Source organism: Mesorhizobium sp. M0016, assembly GCF_040324035.1.
Lineage (GTDB): Bacteria > Pseudomonadota > Alphaproteobacteria > Rhizobiales > Rhizobiaceae > Mesorhizobium.
In genome coordinates this window covers 185,697-203,939 of record NZ_JAMYVM010000006.1, presented here as the reverse complement: position 1 = coordinate 203,939, position 18,243 = coordinate 185,697, and the positions used below count along the sequence as shown (strand labels likewise).

Sequence of the window (18,243 nt, the reverse complement as noted above, 5' to 3'; positions counted from 1 at the left end):
CTTCGCATCACGCCGGCAGGAGGCGGAAAGCCGCCTTGTAGAACTGAAACACATGCACGGCATCGCCATGCTTGATGGCAAGCCTTTCGACCTTGCCGAAATGGCCGATGTCGAGCGTGAGCTTTCCGGCCTTGAGGCCGCCGAAGGTGAAGCGGTCCGCCGCGAGCGCCTTGAAGCAGCCAAGATCGAGGAGGCCCGCCTCGAAGGCTTGCGGCAAACCCTGATCGTTGTGGAAGAACACCGCCTCGAAGCCGCTGACCGCGCTGAAAAGGCCGCACGAGACCTGGCAGAGGCCCTGAAGGAACACCGTCACCGCTGCGCCGATGCTGCACGCCTGCTTCGTGCGCTTGGCGTGAACAACGTCCTTGCTCTCGATGAGACAGACCACCGGATGAGTTGGCGCCTCACGGCGGCGCTGAAGCCGCTAGTTGGCCATGTCCGCCGCTTCGGCCAAATCGTCTTTCCGGAAGCTCGCAGCCCCTACGACCAGCCTTGGCGCGCCGAAGAACAGGCGATTGCCGGCCGCTACATTTCCAAAGCTCTCAAAGGAGACATGCAGTGAAGAACAACAACCCGCTGACGCCCATCCTGAAGGGGAAGGCAGCAATCGAATCCTACGTGATCGAACACTGGATCTGCCACCCCAACGGTGACCGGCTGGAGAAGCGCGCATCGTTCGAAGAGGCGAAAGCCCGCGCCAAGGAACTGCTCGCAAAGGGAGTATTCTGATGAACAAGGCAATTGACCCGGCCACTCTGAAATCGGCCAGCAGGCAAACCCCCGATATCGATCCTGCACGCGTCCAGCGCCAGTCGGCCGGCCAGGTTTGGAGTGAATTTCTGGTCAGGGTTCCGAAGGATTTCGTCGCGGACGATTTGAAGGAACCGTCGATCTGGAAAAAGGTCCAGACCGGCCGTTTCGGGCTGAAGAAGTTCGACAGGCTGACCATCGTGGCCTTTGACGAAAGCTGGGTGGCTGAAGCCCTCGTCGCCGGCGCCGATGCCAAGAGCGTGACGTTGGCGAAGCCGCGCCTCACGACCATGCCCGCGCGCTATGACCAGCTCTTCCAGGATGAAAACTACCGCGTCGTCTTCAACGGCCATGGCTACGTCACGGAACGGAAGGCCGATGGTCACGAGATGACCCAGGTGACCGCGAATCCTGATTTAGCGGCGCGGCTCTTGGCCCAGCTCTACCCGACGAGGGCCGCATAATGGCAACGACCAACGGCGCCGCCGTCAGCGATCCCGATATTCACGCCACCCGCTACAAATGGCTTGCGATCCCGAACGGCAATCAGGGAAATGCGGTTTCCCTCAACACCTTTCAGGACAGAACCGTCCAGGTGTTTGGCACCTTCGGCGCGGCTGGGTCGGTCACGATCCAGGGATCGAATGACGGCGGCACGACTTGGGCCACGCTGACCGATCCTCTTGGCAACGCGCTGACGTTCACAGCGGCGGGAATGAAGCCAATCGGTATGCTGTCGCACCAGATCCGCCCCAGCGTCACGGCAGGGGACGGCACCACGGCAATCAGTGTGTGGCTGCACGCGAGAGGGGGCAACAAATGAGCAACGAACTGACAGTTTCCGAGAATTCTGGCGCGGCCCGAGCAGGCTCAGCGACGGAAGGCCTTACGACCGGGAACCAGGGGGCTGATTTTGCCTCTCGGCTTCCTGACCCCGGTCGTAAGGCAGAAATCGCCCGCATCATGGCAACCGACATCCACCGGTACTATGACGAGAAACTTGACGCGGAATACGCTGCCTTGCTGGAGGCCGAGCAGTCGGAAATTAACCCCGACCTGATCAATCCGACGCGGCCGATGGATGCCGATCAATCCCGCACCGCTCTCTGCAGTTCGGAGGCCGGCCGCAGGTTGGTTTCCGACTGGGACGAGATGGGCGGGTTTCGCGCTCACCTTGCCAACGTCCAGCGCGATGCCGCCAATATCGTGCGCGCCCTCGGCGGCAATCGTGAGCAGCGCGTTTTCATGGAACGCTTCGACAGCGAAGTACCCGAGGGCGCCCGCTATGCCATCTACAGCGAGATCGCCGCCGGCACGGTTTACGTTACCCCGGCTTCACCGGCAGAGGTGAAGCATTTCGCCACCACGGCAGCCGGTAAGCTGCTTGCCGCCGAATGGGGCTCTTACGCCGCTGAAAAGGTTGCAATGCTGCGCGCCAGGGCGAAGCGCCTCACCGACGCCATGACCGAGGAAGATGCCGACGAGTTCTGGACTTGGTTCGATGAATTGCCGCCGGCAACCGCCATGGCGATCTTCCGCAAGATGGCGGGATAAATATCAGTAGCGTCTGATCGCGACGGCAGCGATCAGCCACAAGGCCAAACATGACGAGGATCACTGCTAAACCATCAGCGCCACAACGGAATTGCTGCCATCAGCGTTCGGTTTGCATGACGGAAGTTTCCGAGTTGCCCTTCGAAAGCATATTCAGCCTTCTCGCCGTGCAGAAAATTATTGCGGAGACGATTGATGATGAGCAACAGCGCCGTCAGTTTTTGCCTTTTCCGGGTCGCTTCCCCGGTCAGCACAGGCAAGACGAGAGGACGGGCAATGCGACAAAGGCTGAGGCCATCGAAGTAGGGTGTGGTTTCTCCGTCGCGATAGAACCTGTCCCGATAAAAATCCAGCGCCGCTAGAAAGGGCCCGTCGAACCTGAAAGGCCGCGCAATTTGGTCAACGGCATCAATAATAGTCTGCGGTTTTGCACGTTTCATTGTGGCCGTCATTTCAAAAATCGACCACAGCACTGGGAAGTCTTTGATCTCCGTTTTCTCTGATCGAGAAAGACGTTCATATCCAGCAAAATTGGCCTGGAGCCACTTTCCCGCGTTCATTTATTCCTCCCCAATGATCCACAACAGAAAATCATCATCGGAACGCAGGCACAAGGACACATCAGGAGATCCGATGATTTCGCGCTCTGGAAAAATGTGCTGGCGAGGCTCCCACGGGTCAGCCTAGGACGACCTGATGCTCGGCGAGGGCGGTTTTGTGATGGACCTCAAATGAAGCCTGTCGACGGTCGATACGATCGCAACGGCGATGGCTTCCGCCTCATCCATGAGCCCCGGCCCATAGAGACCGTTTACCGCTTCCTCGCTGGGCAGCGCGCCGGGCGGGCAGTGGTCCTCGATTGTGCGCCGGATGAGCGTCAACGCTGCCCGGCATTCGTCGGCTTCGATCTTCATAACCATTGAAACATGCATTTGAGCTAAAATGTTCCGGAACCGATTTCGAGCTCGCGGCTTGAATCGCCGGGTGTGGGTCAGTGCATGCGTTTGAAGTTCATCGAGCCTTTGATGCCGACCTTGGTGGAGAAGCCTCCCGAGGGCGATGGATGGACTCACGAGGTGAAGTTTGACGGCTACCGTTCCCAGATGATCATCGACGAGGACGCGACGCGGATCTACACCCGTCGCGGGCTCGCCTGGACAACCAAATACCGCGACATCGTGGCCGCAAGCGCAGAGCTCGGAGCCGAGAGCGCAATCATAGACGGAGAAATCATCGTCCTGAACGAAGCCGGCCTTTCCGATTTCGCCGCGCTGCGCAAGGCGATCACACGCCGGCAGCACGACCTCTATTTCGTCGCCTTCGATCTCCTTCACCTCAACGGCCACGATCTGCGCGACATGGCACTGGAGGAACGGCGTGAGATCCTTGAAAGCATGATCCCTGCCAACATTCGCATCCAATTCAGCCAGGCGCTGCCCGGAGACGCTAAAGCCATATTCCACCTGATCGATGAAGCCGGCCTTGAGGGCATGGTATCGAAGCGCCGTGACAGCAAATACCGCAGCGGCCGGTCGACCGCCTGGCTGAAGATCAAAAGCTACATGGTGGAGGAATACGACCTGCTCGGTGTCGAGCGGGAACCGGGCAAGCCGGCCTTTGCGCTCATGGCCGATCGGAAGACCGGGCAGTATGTCGGCTCGGCGTTCATCAACTCCAGCCGCCCTATTCGCGAACGCCTATGGAAGCGCGTCCAGGAGCACGCCGGGCCGGCGCCGAAGGGAATGAAGCGACCGGCAACGCAATGGGTTAAGTCGGGGCTGATTGGCCGCGTGAAGCACTTGCGCGGCGAGGAAGACCTTAGGCATGCCTCGCTGCAGGATTTCCGCGAGGAAGATTGAACGGTATATCGAAGCCATGCCAGCAGATCGCCTTACCGTCCGCTTCGCCTATCAAATCGGCTTTCAGGTCCTCGACGGAAGCGCGATCCTCCAGACGTTCGAGAAACAGGACGAGGCGTTCAAGTTCGTGCTCGAGCGGGGTGCTCGCGTGTGGCTGGCATGGTCGCGGACCGTCATAGGAGGGCAGACGGCGCCCTTCGATTTCGCCGCAGCGTTCCAGCAGGAAAAGGTCGGCCGCATCATGAAGACGATGCACGGCCCAGCCGCAGGCACTTGGTTCTGGACCTGCCATGACGGCGGCGCGCGCGGAACAGTCGAAATGAAGGATGAGGCTGTTGCTGGAGTCGAGCGGGCATTCACGCGGCGCATCGCCGGGGCAGATCTACGCTAGTAGGCTTGGGGCATCTCCGTCGCCCGCTATCTTTGGTTTACAAAGGACGGATAAAGGCCATGTACCAAGACTTGAAATCCTCCATTTTGGGGGACCACTGTTCCAAGCGAGCCATCGCCCGAACCACCATGAAGGCCGCGTCAAATAGAGTGATTTCCATTTCAGCGGCAACATCAGGCGTTAGGTGCTTTAGCCAATCGCGCTCCAGATTGATGACCGCAATAAAATCCTTGCGCGTAATTGATGTCGGTTTTTTGGGGTGGTCAACTAACCCGCTAAAAATCGCCTGATTGGGATTCTCCGGAAGCATCCCTTCTGCCGCGCCAGCCAAAGTTACGGCGCACTCAAAGCGCCCCAATTCGAAGGCTTCAATAGCCGCTTCGACTTGCCAAAACGCTCCTGATTGCTTGGTAACTTTTATGGATTTGTCCGGCGGCGGCAAAAAACTCACAGCAAATCCTCACTTTCAGAGCAGCAGCAGATACAGCCCCAAACCAGCCATGATCAAGCTTGCGGCCATACCGATCATGTCACGCTGCCGGTAGCGCCAGATCGCGCCGGCAAGCATCGAGGAGGTGATGGCGGCGATGTAGAGAGCTACTGCCAAAGCCTATCCAGGGACTGCAGCACCACGGACACGCCGGCCGCGACTGCTGCCCAGCTTGCCCATTTTCCCTGCCGGCCGATGTCGGGCATCATGTCGTCAATGCTGTCTCTTATAGGGATGGTTGCAGCTCTGATGCCAAGGCCTGCCGCGACAAAGCTGGTGGCAATTGAAAGATACGGAATGACCATCTGCTAGAACCTCCAATCAGAACTCGTGTCGGCAGAACCGGCAGATGCGGGCGTCCGCCTTCACCATCTCGGCACAATCGGGACACTTTTTCTCAAGGACTGGGCCGGAGCTCTTGGAGCCTGGTTCGATGTCGTTCCGCTGATCACGCCACAACGCCTCAATACGTGCCCGTTCATCACGTTTGAATTTACGCTGCAAGCGATACACCCCCCAAACGAGCAGTAGTACGAAGGTAAGGGGCAAGAACGGCGACGCCAGCACGTGCAGTATGATTGTCGAGAACATTGTCGTTTTCCGTGAACGAAAGGAAGCTCGCGCTGAACACAATCACAGCCGCGCGGCGACAGCTAGTACGCTCCATTGCATTGCGATTGGCAAACGACCTACTCCCCGCTTTTTTTTGGCGCGCTGCCTCACGGTGGCGGGCTTTTCATTTACTGGGCCGGACTAATGCGAGTGTTTTGGGTGGTCCCCACATACCGCCTGTAAAACTGTCAGAATCGGCGATCTGCAAAACGTTCACCTCTCTTGGATATTTCTTTCCGAACCAACTTTCATATTCGATCTCAATCGGAAACTCGGCCTGCGCGATCCAAAAGCTTTGACGCGGATCTCTATGGGTTAGACCAAAAGAGCATGACGTCCGAGCACCGTTGTGGAGGAGACGGATCACCCTGGAAGGCTCGAAACAAGCCAACCAAAGGCCCTTGTTCTCGTCGTTGGCTCCGGCGCCAAGCGCCGCCTCAAGCGCTGTCTGATCGCTAACGAAGAGCTTGATATTCTTTGCCGGGATCGATCCGGAGTTAAGGATGATCAGGTCGTACGCGATCGCCTCGTTGCCGCCGTGGTGCGTCTCAACCATCGCCGTGATGATTGGGCGAAACTGACGGTACCAAAAGAAGATGGAAAAACCTAAGGCCACCGCCGAGACGATCAGTGCGACAGTTGCGACTGCAAGGTTCAGCAAGTCTGGGTTTACGTCCATTGTCCGCCTCTCCCCAACGTCCCGGACTTTGGACAATCGCAGGATTGAACTGGCGCCGCAATTGGCACCGGACGGCAAGGCGCTGCCTCACGGTGGCGGGCCTAACTCAATGTCTGGATAGCACCGCCAACAAAGCCGCCAAACAAGGCGCCAAGCCTGGAGTAGGCAGCCGGTGCGAGATCACCGTCCTTTTCGGAGAGTGTCTCGGCGACCGACTTCTCGTTTTCGGACGGCTTTTTCTTCAGGGCAGCGAGCCCCTTGGAACTTAATTGGACTCCCATCCAAGTGGTGCCGCTGGAAAGGGTGGGATATCTGTTCGCAACTCGAATCAGGCCCTCGTCGGCCATCCATGTGAGGACGTCGTCAAAAATGTCCATTGCCTTTTGCTCGTCGTCCATGTGGAGCAATTTCAAGCCGTCTCTCGATGAATCGAAGCGAGCGCTGCCGAGCCCATTATCGAGCAGAGCCTCCAGGATTCGCCCGATGGCTTCCTGATCTGATTCGAGCTTCGTCGCCATTTTCAAACCCGGATATTGGCCAAATATTGGACATGGAAGGGAGGAATGTCGCTAAGTGCTTGAAATATCTGGTACGCCCAAGGGGAATCGAACCCCTGTTACCGCCGTGAAAGGGCGGTGTCCTAACCGCTAGACGATGGGCGCGCTCAGACGAAGCGGCTTATAATTGCGTTGTTGCCAACCGGCAACCCATCAGCCGCCAGATGCGGAAACTTTTTTCAAGAGGGGCGAAAACGGCCAGTTTGGTGAGCAAGCGCAGGTTTTCTGGCCTCGCGTCGTTGCACATCTTTGGACGAATGCGCCGCGCAGTCGTCATCCTCGCGTCTGCGCTGCGTCGCTGCGCTCCTTGCTTCGCCATAAGATGACGAAGTCGCGGGTGCCTCGGCTAATCTCGAACGTCGCTGATAGGTAATCGGAAAAAACGGCGGGCTGCTAACAGCCCCTCGGCCCGTTTGCCGAATGGGGATGCTACCCCCGCCGGCGGCAGCGCCAATTCCAGTCGCGCTCGGGGCCGACGTCGACGTGAACGGATTCGGTATGGCAGTAGGTGCCGACGCCACCGCGGCCGGGCATGGTTCGGATGTAGCTCGCCAGTTCCCATTTGGAGACGCCGGGAACCTGGATGTCGGCGGCGGCGCAATACATGTGCAGCGAATTCTTGGCGCCGTTGGCGCGCCGGTTGCGGGCCGGGTCGCGGTAGCCTGATGTGACCATCATCTTGCGGCCGTAATGGCCTTCGATGGTCTTCAGCACACGCACCAGCGACGGCTTCAGGCAGGCGACGTCGACGCTCTCGTTTTGCTTCAACAGGCCGTTGGGCGCCAGCCGGGCGAGGCCGGCGGCGGAAGCCACCTGATAGGCGCCGCCCGAACCCTCGTCCTCGTTCAGGTCGACGTCGCTTTCGTCGTCGAGGCCGGATTTGCGCTTGATCTCGAACAGCGCCGTCTGGCGCACGCCGGGCAAGGCATCGCTGCCGGTGATGTGGTTGCTCTCGTTGCCAAGCGAGGCAAGCTGCAAGGGCTTGTCGGCCGAACTGGCTGAGGCCAACGTGATGATCGGCTTTGCCGGGGCGGCCTTCTGGGCAGCAACCGCAGGCTGTTCGCCCGAGCGCGAGTTGACCAGCGGAGCAGGTGCCGCCGAGGTTGGCGTGGTGCTGAACAGTGAGGCCAGGAAGCCCTTCTTCGGCGTGTCGATCTGCTGGGGCGCGGCGGTCACGTAGACCTCGCCGGGCGCGGGTGCCGCGGCAGTCGGTTTCGGCGCGGTCACGCCGGCATCGGCGGCGGCGATCTTCTGCGCCACGGCGTCCGTTGCGGCCGCGGTCTGTGCTGACTGCTGCAGCGACTGCGGCGTCTGGCCGACAATGGTTTCGGAGCCGGCGGGAACATTGACCGGGAAGCCGGTGCCGGGCTTGGCCACCGGCACATAGGCGACCTGCTCGGGCAGTGTCGCATCGCCCGCTGCCGTCATCATCATCTGCGGCCCGGTGGATGTGACCTGCACGGTCGAATCGCCCGGCGCCGCAGGGCTGGCGCCGGAAGCCGCGGCGATGTCAGAAGCGGTCGCGTTGTAGCCAGGCATGCCGACGGACATTGTGGGGTCGCCAGCGGAGGTGCAGGACGCCAGAAGCACGGAGAAAAGCGCTGCCGCTATAGTGCGACCTTCTCTCCCCGCGAGACGCGATCCTACTGATTTCAAAACTAAATTCCCCCTCGGTGTCCGGTCGGCATGCTATTGGTGCGGCGTCGAAACGTTCACATCCAATAACCTTGTGTTCCCAAACCGGAAACGAGACTTGTGTCAATTCTGCAAGCCTCTGAATTATTTGCTCGTTGGAGGCCAATTGAGGCTTCTTGAAGGTTGACGACACCATTTCGCCCCGTTTTGCCGGCTCGTCAACTCACCAGACATTACATTCCGTTACACACAGGCACCTGCAAAAGGTGCCGGCCGTTACACACGCACCTTCACATAGGTGCCGGGGGCATCACCCAGGGTTTTCATGTGCTTGCCCGGTTTGCGGGCCGGAACGAGGGTGTCGTCCTGGGTCTCGATCCAGTGCTGCCAATGCGTCCACCAGGAGCCGGGATGCTCCACCGCGGAGGCGAGCCACTGGTCAAAATCGCCTGTCGGTTTGCCGCCGGTCCAGTACTGGTATTTCTTGGCTGCCGGCGGGTTGACGACACCGGCAATGTGGCCGGAACCAGCCATCACAAACTCGACGTCACCGCCGAAATATTGCGAGCCGAGAAACACGGAAAGGGCCGGCGCGATGTGATCTTCCTTCGACGCCAGGTTGTAAACCGGGATGGTGACGTCGGCCAGCGACAAAGTGCGGCCGGCGAGTTCCATCACGCCACGCGTCAGATTGTTCTCGAGATAACAGTTGCGCAGGTAGAAGGAGTGGTTGGCGGCCGCCATGCGGGTGGAATCGGCGTTCCAGTAGAGCAGGTCGAAGGGAAGGGGATCCTTGCCGCGCATGTAATTGTTGATGACATAAGGCCAGATCAGGTCGCCCGAGCGCAGCATGTTGAAGGCGGTCGCCATCTTGGTGCCGTCGAGGTAGCCCTTTTCGTTCATCGATTTCTCGACCGCTGCCACCTGGTCCTCGTCGACGAAGACTTTCAGGTCGCCGGCATGGGTGAAGTCGACCTGCGTGGTGAAGAAGGTCGCCGATTTGATGCGGTTGTCGCCTTCCTGTGCCAGCAGTGCGAGTGCGGCCGCCAGCAGCGTGCCGCCGACGCAATAGCCGATGGCGTTGACCTCTTTCTCGCCGGTCGCCTTCTCGATCGTGTCGAGGCCGTATTGCAGGCCCTCCCGTATGTAAGCTTCCCAGCCCTTGGCGCCGTGCCGCTCGTCGGGATTGATCCAGGAGATGACGAACACGGTATGGCCTTGCTCGATCGCCCAGCGGATGAAGGACTTTTGCGGGTTGAGATCGAGGATGTAGAACTTGTTGATCCAGGGCGGGCAGATCAGCAGCGGGCGCTTGAGCACCGTCTCCGTCGTCGGATCGTACTGGATGATTTCGGCGACATCGCTGCGGCCGACCACCTTGCCGGGAGATGTCGCGACGTTCTTGCCGATCTCGAAGGGCGAATAGTCAGCTTGTCTCAGCTTCAGGTCGCCCTTGCCGGCGGCGATGTCTTCGGCCAGCATCTTCATGCCGCGCACCAGGTTTTCTCCATTCGAGGCGACGGTTTCTCGAAACAGCTCCGGATTGGTCAGGATGAAGTTCGACGGCGAGATGGCATTGGACACCTGCTTGACGTAGAAGCTCGCCTTGTGGCGGGTGTGGTCGTCGAGGCCTTCGGCGTGCTCGACCAGGTCGGCCGCCCAGCGCGAGGTGACGAGATAGGCCTGTTTGAGGAAATCGAAGAAAGCGTTGCGACCCCATTCGGGGTCTTGAAAACGCTTGTCGCCGCGCTCGGGCTTGACCGCATCGTCCGGCGCTTCAGCATTCGGGCTAACCTTCTGGATGGCGTTGCCCCAGACCGTCATGTAGCCGGCGAACAGTCGCGTCTGCGCTTCCAGCGCGCGTTGCGGGTCGGCCAGCCAATATTCGCTGAGCTTGGAAAAGGTTTTGACCATGTCGACCACGGGTTCGGCGACATGATCGCGCACCTCGCCTTTTTCGCGCGGCTCGGCCCAGGCGGAGGCGGCTTTGCCGGCCTGTTCGACCATACGCGCCATGTTCAACGCGAAGCGTTCCGGGTCTTTCACCAGATATTGCTCGACGGTCGAAGATTGATCATCTTCCGCTTTGCTCGAATCAGGTGTTTTGGACATGGCTCGCGGGGTTCCTCCCGAGGCGTTTTCTTGACATATTATCATGGGACATCTGACCGGGTCCAATGCGCTGTACCCCGGCTGCCAGGAAAACAATATGACGATTAACACCGGCGAGACCATTTTTTCGGGGGCAGGCCGCTTTTGCCGCATCGCGGTTGCAATCGCCTGTCTGGCGCCAGGGCTGCTGGCGGCAAGTGGCTGCACGAGCGCCAACACCGGCAACGGGATGAATGTCGGCCTGACCCAGGGCGCGCAGGACACCGGCTCTTATCCCAATCTCAACATCCCACCGCAGGTGGCGGCAAAGCAACTCACCCCTGAGGAGACGCAGGCCAAGCTTGCCCAGTTGAAGGGCGAACAGCAGGGGCAAGTGGCCAAGGGCGGCGGCGGTGCCCCGTCCACCAGCCCGGCGGCGCTGAATTCGCTGGCGAAGAACCATGGCAAGGACACGCTGAAGCAGATCGAAGCCAAATGCGATCCCGCCCTCGACCCTACCTGCAAATAAGGCTATATCGCGCGCCGAAAGCGGTCTTTGCCAAGGGCGCCTAGCCAAGCCAACTGTGCTGAAGCCAATCTTAAATCGTCTGGAACTGACATGGAAGAATTTCACAAGGTCCGCCGGCTTCCGCCCTACGTGTTCGAGCAGGTCAACCGGCTGAAGGCCAGCGCCCGTTCGCGCGGCGCTGACATTATCGACCTTGGCATGGGCAATCCCGACCTGCCGACTCCGAAGGCGATCGTCGACAAATTGTGCGAAGTGGTGCGCGATCCGCGCACGCATCGCTATTCCTCCTCCCGCGGCATCCCAGGTCTGCGCCGCGCCCAGGCCGCCTATTATCAGCGCCGCTTCGGCGTGAAGCTCAATCCCGACACGCAGGTGGTGGCGACGCTCGGTTCGAAGGAAGGCTTCGCCAATATGGCGCAGGCGATCACCGCGCCGGGCGACGTGATCCTGTGCCCCAACCCGACCTATCCGATCCATGCTTTCGGCTTCATCATGTCGGGCGGCGTCATCCGTTCGCTGCAGGTCGAGCCGGATGACGGCTTCATCCCGGCGCTCGAGCGCGGTGTCCGTCATTCGATCCCGAAGCCGCTGGCATTGATCCTCAACTATCCGTCGAACCCGACGGCGCTGGTCGCCTCGCTCGATTTCTACAAGGACGTGGTCGCCTTCGCCAAGAAGAACGACATCATCATCCTGTCGGACCTTGCCTATTCGGAGATCTATTTCGACGGCAATCCGCCGCCTTCGGTGCTGCAGGTGCCGGGCGCCATCGATGTCTGCGTCGAGTTCACCTCGATGTCGAAGACCTTCTCCATGCCTGGCTGGCGCATGGGCTTCGCCGTCGGCAATGAGCGGCTGATCTCGGCGTTGACGCGGGTGAAGTCCTATCTCGATTACGGCGCCTTCACGCCGATCCAGGTGGCGGCGGCGCATGCGCTGAATGGCGACGGCGCCGACATCGCCGAAGTGCGCGAGGTCTATTTGAAGCGCCGCGACGTCATGGTCCACGCCTTCAGCCGCGCCGGCTGGACCATTCCGGCACCGGCTGCCTCGATGTTCGCCTGGGCGCCGATCCCGGAGCCGTTCAAGCATCTCGGCTCGCTTGAGTTTTCCAAGCTCCTGATCGAGCACGCCGACGTGGCGGTGGCGCCGGGCATCGGCTTTGGCGAGCATGGCGACGATCATGTCCGCATCGCGCTGGTCGAGAACGAGCACCGGATCCGGCAGGCGGCGCGCAACATCAAGCGCTTCCTGGCGTCCAGCGCCAAGCAGCCGAACAATGTGGTGCCGCTCGCCGCGCATCGCTAAAGTCGCCGCACATCTTTTTCGAGCAGATTTTTTGAGGGGCGTCGCCGGACATGGCTGAAGCGTTGCGTGTTGGAATTGCGGGTCTGGGTACGGTTGGCGCCTCGGTGGCGCGCGTGCTGCGCGACAAGGCAGCGGAACTGACGCGCCAGTGCGGACGCGATGTCATCGTCACCGCTGTTTCGGCTCGCAATGCCAAGCGCGACCGCAGCGTCGACCTCAGCGCCGCCAAATGGTTCGACGATCCGATCAAGATGGCGCAGACCGCCGATATCGACCTCTTCGTCGAACTGATCGGCGGCGACGAAGGGGCAGCGCGCGCGTCGGTCAAGGCAGCACTTGAAGCCGGACGTCATGTCGTCACCGCCAACAAGGCGCTGTTGGCCAAGCACGGCGTGGCGCTTGCCGAAATCGCCGAGAAGAAGGGCGTGCTGCTCAACTACGAGGCGGCGGTTGCCGGCGGCATCCCGGTCATCAAGACGATGCGCGAGGCGATGGCCGGCAATTCGGTCACCCGCGTCTTCGGCATCCTCAACGGCACCTGCAACTACATTCTGACCCGCATGGAGGCCGAGGGCATCTCCTTCGACGAGTGCCTGAAGGACGCGCAACGGCTGGGTTATGCAGAGGCCGATCCGACTTTCGATATCGAGGGCCATGACACGGCGCATAAATTGTCGATCCTGACCAGCCTGGCCTTCGGCACCAGGATCGCCGCCAATGACATCTACATGGAAGGCATTTCCAATATCAGCCAGGCCGATATCCGCGCTGCCGCCGATCTCGGCTACCGGATAAAATTGCTCGGTGTCGCGCAGCGCACCGACAGCGGCATCGAGCAGCGCGTGCACCCGACCATGGTGCCGACCGCTTCGGTGATCGCACAGGTGCATGGCGTCACCAATGCGGTGGCCATCGAAACCGACATTTTGGGCGAACTGCTGCTCTCCGGCCCCGGTGCCGGCGGCAACGCCACCGCGTCCGCCGTGGTCGGCGATATCGCCGACATCGCAAAGAGCCGGCCGGGCTTCCAGCACGGTCCGGTGTTCGGCCTGCCGGCCAAGGAATTGCGTCCCTACAAGAAGGCGCAGATGCGCAGCCATGCCGGCGGCTATTTCATCCGGCTGACCGTGCACGACCGCATCGGCGTCTTCGCCGCGATCGCCAAGCGCATGGCGGACAACGACATTTCGCTGGAATCGATCGTCCAGCATGCCGTCAGCGGCGAGACGGACGCGCAAAAGACGGTGATCCTGGTCACCCACGAGACGACGGAAGCAGCGGTGCGCAAGGCTGTCGACGGCATCACCAAGGACGGCCACCTCACAGACAAGCCGCAGGTTATCCGCATTGAGCGCGCTGGCTAGGCCAAGTCATTTTTCTCCTTAACCGATTTGATATTCCTGCTGAAAAGTGGTTCAGACGCCATAGTGCTCTATCTCTTTGATTTGGAGCCGGATTGAGATTTCAGGTCGAACCCACCAATCATCATCGGGCTCTGGCGGAGGCGTGAGCCGCGAGATCAAGGCGCGTCACCAGGATGTGGAAAAGTTTTGAGACTTTCCTGTTTAGCCGTCGCATATTGCCGGAAATGACAATCTGTAGACTACGCCTCCTATGACGGGCGACAAACGCCTCTTCCTCGATATCAGGCAGTCGGCGACCGGTGTTTCCTGGGAACACCGGTTGAGCGAGCGGCAGGACATGACCGCGCTTGCCATAGCGCAGGGCCACGGCGTGCCCGACATTGTGGCTCGCGTGCTCGCCGGGCGAGGCGTCACCGCCGACCAGGCCGAGCGCTTCCTCGATCCGACGATTCGCAATCTGTTGCCGGATCCGGCTTCGCTGACCGACATGGGCAAGGCTGCGACCCGCATCGCCGAAGCGGTCATGGCCAAGGAGAAGGTGGCAATCTTCGGCGACTACGATGTCGACGGCGCCGCCTCTTCGGCGTTGCTCAAGCGCTTCCTGACGCATTTCTCGGTGCCTTCGGAGATCTACATTCCCGACCGCATCTTCGAGGGCTACGGCCCCAATCCGGAGGCTATGCGCGAACTGGTCTCGCGCGGCGCGACGCTGATCGTCACCGTCGATTGCGGCACCAACAGCGCTGTCTCCATCGATGCCGCCAAGGCCGCAGGCGCCGATGTGGTGGTGCTCGACCACCATCAGGTCGGCGGCCCGCTACCGGAGGCGACCGCGGTCGTCAATCCCAATCGCGAGGACGACCTTTCCGGGCAAGGCCATCTGTGCGCCGCCGGTGTCGTCTTCCTCACTCTGGTGCAGACGGCGAGGGTCCTGCGCAGCCGATTGCCCGACGCAGCGCCACCGGACCTGTTGTCGTTGCTCGACTTGGCGGCGCTGGCCACGGTTTGCGATGTGGTGCCGCTCATCGGCGTGAACCGCGCTTTCGTCGTCAAGGGACTACAGATGGCGCGGCAGCAGAAGAATGAGGGGCTCGCCGCACTGGCGCGGGTGTCCCGCATCGGTGAGCCGATAAGCACCTTTCATCTCGCCTATCTGATTGGGCCGCGCATCAATGCCGGCGGCCGCATCGGCGATGCAGCACTTGGCAGCCGGCTGCTCGCCACCGACGATCCGGTTGAGGCCGGGACCATTGCCGAGACACTCGACCGGCTCAACCAGGAACGCCAGCAGATGGAGCTGGAGATGCTGGCAGCGGCGCGCGCCGAGGCTGACGCCGAACTTGCCGGCGGCAACGGGCCGGCCATCATCGTCACCGCCAGCACCAATTGGCATCCCGGCATTGTCGGCTTGATCGCCTCGCGGCTGAAGGACCATGCGCGGCGGCCGGCCTTCGCCATCGCCTTCAACGCCAATGGCATCGGCACCGGCTCTGGCCGTTCGGTGTCGGGCTTCGATCTCGGACGGCTGGTGCGCGCAGCCGCCGATGCCGGGCTGATCGTCAAGGGCGGCGGCCACGGCATGGCCGCCGGCATCACGGTGGAACGCGCCAAGCTCGGCGAACTCCGTGCTTTCTTCGAGGAGCGCGCGGCGACCGAAGTGTTCCGGCTGCAGGACGAAGAAAGTCTGGCCGTCGACGGCGCGCTCGCCGCCGAGGGCGCGACGATTGCTTTGCTCGATGCATTGGAAAAGGCCGGGCCTTTCGGCGCCGGCCATGTCGCGCCGGTGTTCGCGCTGCCGCGCCATCGGCTGGCCGACGCGCGGGCCGTCGGCACCAACCACATCCGGGCTGATCTGCAGTCGGAAAGCGGCGGCCGCATCCAGGGCATCGCCTTTCGATCCGTCGATACCGCGCTGGGCGAATTCCTGTTCAAGAACAGGGGCAACACGATCCATGTAGCCGGCTCGCTGTCGGGGAATTATTGGAACGGCAACCGCACGGTGCAGTTCCGCATCACCGATGCGGCCAAAGCCTGACATTGCCGAATTGGTTTAAGCGAGAACCGTCTGCAGCCGCTTCAACTCGCTGATCTGCGCCATCGTCGCCTGGTAACCGACGCTGATCGCCTCATCCGCGCGGTGGAATTCGGTCAAGCCGATATGGCTGAGTTTCGGTTGGAGCGACATGTCGGGCGGATCGCCCGCCAGCCTTGCGCGTGAAATCCGGTCCTGGATGATGTTGAAAGCTTCGACCATGACGCCGGTGATGCCGAGACGGCTTTGGTGCGGCTGGTGGTCGGGGCTGGCCTGGCCTGGCCGGGGCGCGTCCTTCTCGATGAGCAGTTCGCCGGCGCTGTGCTTGATGACGGCGGCGCGGCCGAACAGATCGTAGTGAAGGTTGACCGCGACGACCAGCGGCTGCTCGTAGGCGCGGCAGACCGAAACCGGAACCGGGTTGACCAGCGCGCCGTCGACCAGAATGCGGCCGTTGCAATTCACCGGTTCGAACACCCCGGGCAGCGCATAGGAAGCCCGCATCGCGGTGATCAGCGAACCGCTGGACAGCCAGATCTCATGGCCGGTGCGAATTTCGGCGCCAACGGCGACGAACGGTTTCGTCAGATCCTCGAAGCGGATGCCTGCCATGTGCTCGCGCAGCCTGACGTCCAGTTTCATACCGCCGAACAGGCCGCTGCCGCGCAGATTGAGATCGAGCAGGCCGAAGATGCGCCGCTTGGTCAGGCTGCGGGCGAACTCCTCGAGTTCGTCCAGCTTGCCGGCGAGATAGCAGCCGCCAACCAGCGCGCCGATCGAGGTGCCGGCGATCATTGAGACTTCGATGCCGGCTTCGTCGAGCGCGCGCAGCACGCCAATGTGCGCCCAGCCGCGTGCGCAGCCGCCGCCCAGCGCGAGCGAAATGCCTGTCTTGCCCGCAGGTTGCGGGTCAGGCACGCCGCCGGACGATGAGGGGCCATTGGCCTCCCGCACGTCCGGTCTGCTACGCAATGACGCCCACTCGAGCATCATGATCTCCCTTGTCCCGCGTCCGTTCTACAGGAAGGACGTTTGAGAATAGTGAATATGAGTGGTTTGCGACTGTTGAATGGTTCACGCGGGCTTCCGATACGTTTTTTCCGCATCGAACAGCGGCGTGCTGCCATCGCCGGCAAGCGTTGCCTTGCCGCCGATTAGCCCCACCGTCCGATAAAAACATGAACGCCGGCCGGTGTGACAAGTTGCGTCGTGGCCCAACACTTTGACGCGCAACCATATGGCGTCCTGGTCACAATCCGTGAGCATCTCGACGACCGTCTGAAAATTGCCTGATGTTTCGCCCTTCTTCCACAGCGTGCTGCGCGAGCGCGACCAGTAGTGCGCGATGCCGGTTTCGAGCGTCAGCGCCAGCGCCTCGGGATTCATATGCGCGACCATCAGCAGCATACCGTCAGCGGCGTCGGTGACGACGACGGTGACCAGCCCGGCAGCATCGAAGCGCGGGGAAAACACCGCGCCTTCTTCGAGAGCCTTCTTGTCTGATGGAGCCGTGGGAAATGTTAGTGCCGACATCGCGGGTCCTTGATCTAGCGATGCCGGCGAGGGGCTTACGCCCCGAGGCCGCGCACCATGGTGACGAAACGGACCTGTTCCTCGGGCGTGTCCTTGAACACGCCGGTGAAGGTCGAGGTCAGCGTGGTGGAGCCCTGCTTGCGGATGCCGCGCATGGCCATGCACATATGCTCGGCCTCGATCATGACGGCGACACCGCGCGGATTGAGCACGTCCTGGATGACGCCGGCGATCTGTGCGGTCATGGCCTCCTGAGTCTGCAGGCGATGGGCGAAGATATCGACGACGCGCGCGATCTTGGACAGGCCGACGACCTTGCCGTCCGGGAGGTAGCCGACATGCGCCTTGCCGATGATCGGCACCATGTGGTGCTCGCAATGCGAGTGGAACTGGATGTCCCTGACGATGACGAGATCGTCATAGCCGGCGACTTCCTCGAAGGTGCGGCCGAGTTCTTCGGCCGGGCACATGTCATAGCCGTTGAACATTTCGAGAAAGGCCTTGGTGACGCGCTTGGGCGTGTCGATCAGGCCCTCGCGGTCCGGATTGTCGCCGGTCCAGCGCAACAGCGTGCGCACGGCGGCCTCGACCTCGGCTTCGCTCGGCCTGTCGGTGACCGGCTTGTCCAGATAGTCGGAAGGGGGCATGATTTTCTTGATGACGGCATCCATAAAGGCGTCTCCCGTAGTTCCTCTCTCAGGAGGAACGAGTTGAACGGACCACGACCTTTCGGGTGCTGAAAACTCGCCCGGTTTCCAGCCCGCAAGCGGCGTGAACGAAATGGGCAAGGACGATGGCTCTGCGTTGCCTTGTCGATACCCGACTGCCAGCATTATATATGGTCGTGCGCAGCGAATGA

The 18,243-nt window shown here is 61.2% G+C and carries 24 protein-coding genes and 1 tRNA gene; 11 read left to right on the top strand and 14 right to left on the bottom strand.

All coding sequences use genetic code 11. The features are described 5' to 3' along the window. Positions 1-52 precede the first annotated feature (52 nt). The 5 genes from NKJ88_RS11810 to NKJ88_RS11790 all read left to right on the top strand — a co-directional run bounded on the left by NKJ88_RS11810 (position 53) and on the right by NKJ88_RS11790 (position 2,304). The gene (locus tag NKJ88_RS11810) at positions 53-562 is read left to right on the top strand and encodes a hypothetical protein (RefSeq protein ID WP_352444111.1); all 510 of its coding nucleotides are present in this window, start codon (positions 53-55) and stop codon (positions 560-562) included. Then, a complete protein-coding gene (locus tag NKJ88_RS11805; protein WP_023688255.1) occupies positions 559-729 on the top strand; it encodes a hypothetical protein in 171 nt (56 codons plus the stop codon). The genes NKJ88_RS11810 and NKJ88_RS11805 overlap by 4 nt, the downstream gene beginning before the upstream one ends. Further along, positions 729-1,214 carry a hypothetical protein gene (locus NKJ88_RS11800; RefSeq protein ID WP_352444110.1) on the top strand — a complete coding sequence of 162 codons (486 nt, stop codon included), beginning with the start codon at positions 729-731 and terminating at the stop codon, positions 1,212-1,214. Before NKJ88_RS11805 ends, NKJ88_RS11800 begins: the two co-directional genes overlap by 1 nt. Then, entirely contained in the window at positions 1,214-1,573 is a 360-nt protein-coding gene (locus NKJ88_RS11795) for a hypothetical protein (RefSeq protein ID WP_352444109.1), read from the top strand. The genes NKJ88_RS11800 and NKJ88_RS11795 overlap by 1 nt, the downstream gene beginning before the upstream one ends. 140 nt (positions 1,574-1,713) lie before the next feature. After that, positions 1,714-2,304 carry a hypothetical protein gene (locus tag NKJ88_RS11790; protein ID WP_352444108.1) on the top strand — a complete coding sequence of 197 codons (591 nt, stop codon included), beginning with the start codon at positions 1,714-1,716 and terminating at the stop codon, positions 2,302-2,304. A gap of 74 nt (positions 2,305-2,378) precedes the next feature. Here NKJ88_RS11790 and NKJ88_RS11785 read toward each other — a convergent pair whose 3' ends face one another. Together NKJ88_RS11785 and NKJ88_RS11780 are read right to left on the bottom strand one after the other, a co-directional pair. After that, on the bottom strand, positions 2,379-2,864 hold the full coding sequence (locus NKJ88_RS11785; RefSeq protein WP_352444107.1) for a hypothetical protein: 486 nt from the start codon (positions 2,862-2,864) through the stop codon (positions 2,379-2,381). Positions 2,865-2,987: 123 nt separating this feature from the next. Beyond that, on the bottom strand, positions 2,988-3,224 hold the full coding sequence (locus tag NKJ88_RS11780; RefSeq protein WP_352444106.1) for a hypothetical protein: 237 nt from the start codon (positions 3,222-3,224) through the stop codon (positions 2,988-2,990). 78 nt (positions 3,225-3,302) lie between these two features. Between NKJ88_RS11780 and NKJ88_RS11775 the strand changes: the two genes are divergently transcribed. Continuing rightward, positions 3,303-4,163 (top strand): ATP-dependent DNA ligase, encoded by an 861-nt coding sequence (locus NKJ88_RS11775; protein WP_352444105.1) that lies wholly within the window; start codon positions 3,303-3,305, stop codon positions 4,161-4,163. Then, positions 4,129-4,554, top strand: coding sequence for a hypothetical protein (locus tag NKJ88_RS11770; RefSeq protein WP_352444104.1), 426 nt, complete (start codon positions 4,129-4,131; stop codon positions 4,552-4,554). Before NKJ88_RS11775 ends, NKJ88_RS11770 begins: the two co-directional genes overlap by 35 nt. A 37-nt stretch (positions 4,555-4,591) precedes the next feature. Here NKJ88_RS11770 and NKJ88_RS11765 read toward each other — a convergent pair whose 3' ends face one another. From NKJ88_RS11765 to phaC, 9 genes are all read right to left on the bottom strand, one after another. Continuing rightward, the gene (locus NKJ88_RS11765; protein ID WP_352444103.1) at positions 4,592-5,005 is read right to left on the bottom strand and encodes a hypothetical protein; all 414 of its coding nucleotides are present in this window, start codon (positions 5,003-5,005) and stop codon (positions 4,592-4,594) included. A gap of 15 nt (positions 5,006-5,020) precedes the next feature. After that, a complete protein-coding gene (locus tag NKJ88_RS11760) occupies positions 5,021-5,161 on the bottom strand; it encodes a hypothetical protein (RefSeq protein WP_352444102.1) in 141 nt (46 codons plus the stop codon). Beyond that, complete coding sequence (locus tag NKJ88_RS11755; protein ID WP_352444101.1) at positions 5,152-5,349, bottom strand: hypothetical protein; 198 nt, start codon at positions 5,347-5,349, stop codon at positions 5,152-5,154. The genes NKJ88_RS11760 and NKJ88_RS11755 overlap by 10 nt, the downstream gene beginning before the upstream one ends. A 16-nt stretch (positions 5,350-5,365) precedes the next feature. Next, positions 5,366-5,635 (bottom strand): zinc ribbon domain-containing protein, encoded by a 270-nt coding sequence (locus tag NKJ88_RS11750; RefSeq protein ID WP_352444100.1) that lies wholly within the window; start codon positions 5,633-5,635, stop codon positions 5,366-5,368. A 145-nt stretch (positions 5,636-5,780) separates the two neighbouring features. After that, a complete protein-coding gene (locus NKJ88_RS11745) occupies positions 5,781-6,335 on the bottom strand; it encodes a DUF8453 domain-containing protein (RefSeq protein WP_352444099.1) in 555 nt (184 codons plus the stop codon). A 101-nt stretch (positions 6,336-6,436) separates the two neighbouring features. Further along, positions 6,437-6,853, bottom strand: coding sequence for a hypothetical protein (locus NKJ88_RS11740; protein WP_352444098.1), 417 nt, complete (start codon positions 6,851-6,853; stop codon positions 6,437-6,439). Between the two features lie 69 nt (positions 6,854-6,922). Beyond that, positions 6,923-6,997 (bottom strand) — tRNA-Glu (locus tag NKJ88_RS11735). Positions 6,998-7,321: 324 nt separating this feature from the next. Continuing rightward, entirely contained in the window at positions 7,322-8,443 is a 1,122-nt protein-coding gene (locus NKJ88_RS11730) for a YcbK family protein (RefSeq protein WP_023691126.1), read from the bottom strand. Positions 8,444-8,803: 360 nt separating this feature from the next. Further along, on the bottom strand, positions 8,804-10,639 hold the full coding sequence (gene phaC / locus NKJ88_RS11725; RefSeq protein WP_023818132.1) for a class I poly(R)-hydroxyalkanoic acid synthase: 1,836 nt from the start codon (positions 10,637-10,639) through the stop codon (positions 8,804-8,806). Between the two features lie 97 nt (positions 10,640-10,736). On the opposite strand from phaC, the gene NKJ88_RS11720 reads away from it, so the two are divergent. The 4 genes from NKJ88_RS11720 (at position 10,737) to recJ (ending at position 15,854) form a co-directional block, all read left to right on the top strand. Then, a complete protein-coding gene (locus NKJ88_RS11720; RefSeq protein WP_023667627.1) occupies positions 10,737-11,147 on the top strand; it encodes a hypothetical protein in 411 nt (136 codons plus the stop codon). 90 nt (positions 11,148-11,237) lie between these two features. Further along, positions 11,238-12,455 carry an LL-diaminopimelate aminotransferase gene (locus NKJ88_RS11715; protein ID WP_352444097.1) on the top strand — a complete coding sequence of 406 codons (1,218 nt, stop codon included), beginning with the start codon at positions 11,238-11,240 and terminating at the stop codon, positions 12,453-12,455. Between the two features lie 50 nt (positions 12,456-12,505). Then, complete coding sequence (locus tag NKJ88_RS11710; RefSeq protein ID WP_352444096.1) at positions 12,506-13,819, top strand: homoserine dehydrogenase; 1,314 nt, start codon at positions 12,506-12,508, stop codon at positions 13,817-13,819. A gap of 250 nt (positions 13,820-14,069) precedes the next feature. Further along, the gene (gene recJ / locus NKJ88_RS11705) at positions 14,070-15,854 is read left to right on the top strand and encodes a single-stranded-DNA-specific exonuclease RecJ (RefSeq protein WP_352444095.1); all 1,785 of its coding nucleotides are present in this window, start codon (positions 14,070-14,072) and stop codon (positions 15,852-15,854) included. A gap of 15 nt (positions 15,855-15,869) precedes the next feature. Here recJ and NKJ88_RS11700 read toward each other — a convergent pair whose 3' ends face one another. The 3 genes from NKJ88_RS11700 to folE form a co-directional block, all read right to left on the bottom strand. Further along, positions 15,870-16,841: a patatin family protein gene (locus NKJ88_RS11700; protein WP_023667624.1), complete on the bottom strand. Its 972-nt coding sequence runs from the start codon at positions 16,839-16,841 to the stop codon at positions 15,870-15,872. A gap of 84 nt (positions 16,842-16,925) precedes the next feature. Further along, positions 16,926-17,384 (bottom strand): phosphoribosyl-AMP cyclohydrolase, encoded by a 459-nt coding sequence (hisI, locus tag NKJ88_RS11695; protein ID WP_023710659.1) that lies wholly within the window; start codon positions 17,382-17,384, stop codon positions 16,926-16,928. 35 nt (positions 17,385-17,419) lie between these two features. Further along, positions 17,420-18,055 (bottom strand): GTP cyclohydrolase I FolE, encoded by a 636-nt coding sequence (gene folE, locus NKJ88_RS11690; RefSeq protein WP_023667622.1) that lies wholly within the window; start codon positions 18,053-18,055, stop codon positions 17,420-17,422. Positions 18,056-18,243 lie beyond the last annotated feature (188 nt).

Bases quoted from the DNA above. Each gene is read 5' to 3' on its own strand.
- NKJ88_RS11810 (WP_352444111.1), top strand. From the start codon at position 53: ATGCACGGCATCGCCATGCTTGATGGCAAGCCTTTCGACCTTGCCGAA.
- NKJ88_RS11800 (WP_352444110.1), top strand. From the start codon at position 729: ATGAACAAGGCAATTGACCCGGCCACTCTGAAATCGGCCAGCAGGCAA.
- NKJ88_RS11795 (WP_352444109.1), top strand. From the start codon at position 1,214: ATGGCAACGACCAACGGCGCCGCCGTCAGCGATCCCGATATTCACGCC.
- NKJ88_RS11790 (WP_352444108.1), top strand. From the start codon at position 1,714: ATGGCAACCGACATCCACCGGTACTATGACGAGAAACTTGACGCGGAA.
- NKJ88_RS11785 (WP_352444107.1), bottom strand. From the start codon at position 2,864: ATGAACGCGGGAAAGTGGCTCCAGGCCAATTTTGCTGGATATGAACGT.
- NKJ88_RS11780 (WP_352444106.1), bottom strand. From the start codon at position 3,224: ATGGTTATGAAGATCGAAGCCGACGAATGCCGGGCAGCGTTGACGCTC.
- NKJ88_RS11775 (WP_352444105.1), top strand. From the start codon at position 3,303: ATGCGTTTGAAGTTCATCGAGCCTTTGATGCCGACCTTGGTGGAGAAG.
- NKJ88_RS11770 (WP_352444104.1), top strand. From the start codon at position 4,129: ATGCCTCGCTGCAGGATTTCCGCGAGGAAGATTGAACGGTATATCGAA.
- NKJ88_RS11755 (WP_352444101.1), bottom strand. From the start codon at position 5,349: ATGGTCATTCCGTATCTTTCAATTGCCACCAGCTTTGTCGCGGCAGGC.
- NKJ88_RS11750 (WP_352444100.1), bottom strand. From the start codon at position 5,635: ATGTTCTCGACAATCATACTGCACGTGCTGGCGTCGCCGTTCTTGCCC.
- NKJ88_RS11745 (WP_352444099.1), bottom strand. From the start codon at position 6,335: ATGGACGTAAACCCAGACTTGCTGAACCTTGCAGTCGCAACTGTCGCA.
- NKJ88_RS11740 (WP_352444098.1), bottom strand. From the start codon at position 6,853: ATGGCGACGAAGCTCGAATCAGATCAGGAAGCCATCGGGCGAATCCTG.
- NKJ88_RS11730 (WP_023691126.1), bottom strand. From the start codon at position 8,443: ATGTCCGTCGGCATGCCTGGCTACAACGCGACCGCTTCTGACATCGCC.
- phaC (WP_023818132.1), bottom strand. From the start codon at position 10,639: ATGTCCAAAACACCTGATTCGAGCAAAGCGGAAGATGATCAATCTTCG.
- NKJ88_RS11720 (WP_023667627.1), top strand. From the start codon at position 10,737: ATGACGATTAACACCGGCGAGACCATTTTTTCGGGGGCAGGCCGCTTT.
- NKJ88_RS11715 (WP_352444097.1), top strand. From the start codon at position 11,238: ATGGAAGAATTTCACAAGGTCCGCCGGCTTCCGCCCTACGTGTTCGAG.
- NKJ88_RS11710 (WP_352444096.1), top strand. From the start codon at position 12,506: ATGGCTGAAGCGTTGCGTGTTGGAATTGCGGGTCTGGGTACGGTTGGC.
- recJ (WP_352444095.1), top strand. From the start codon at position 14,070: ATGACGGGCGACAAACGCCTCTTCCTCGATATCAGGCAGTCGGCGACC.
- NKJ88_RS11700 (WP_023667624.1), bottom strand. From the start codon at position 16,841: ATGCTCGAGTGGGCGTCATTGCGTAGCAGACCGGACGTGCGGGAGGCC.
- hisI (WP_023710659.1), bottom strand. From the start codon at position 17,384: ATGTCGGCACTAACATTTCCCACGGCTCCATCAGACAAGAAGGCTCTC.
- folE (WP_023667622.1), bottom strand. From the start codon at position 18,055: ATGGATGCCGTCATCAAGAAAATCATGCCCCCTTCCGACTATCTGGAC.